1 protein-coding gene is annotated in these 233 nt (G+C 41.2%); it reads left to right on the forward strand.

The annotated features are described in order from the left end of the window. Positions 1–40 precede the first annotated feature (40 nt). Positions 41–233, forward strand: a 193-nt coding sequence (locus SLS51_RS23770) for an Rpn family recombination-promoting nuclease/putative transposase (RefSeq protein WP_323840914.1), incomplete at its 3' end; no start/stop codon positions are given.

A 233-nucleotide genomic window follows, 5' to 3' on the forward strand; every position in this document is an offset into this window, starting at 1 on the left:
TAAATGGTAATGACTAACTAATAAGACAGAGAAACAGATTGTGGCAAACAAAGAAAAACGGCCTCACCATGACGGATTATTCAAATATTTTTTAACGCAGCCTGAAACGGCTAGGGAGTTTCTATCCCTTTATCTGCCCGAAGAAATCCAGTTGTTGTGTGATTTAGCCACATTGAAACTGGAGCCCGGCAGTTTTGTGGATGAGCATTTACGTCAACTGCACAGTGATGTGT

Origin of the sequence: Photorhabdus africana (assembly GCF_035181445.1) — a bacterium.
Lineage (GTDB): Bacteria > Pseudomonadota > Gammaproteobacteria > Enterobacterales > Enterobacteriaceae > Photorhabdus > Photorhabdus laumondii.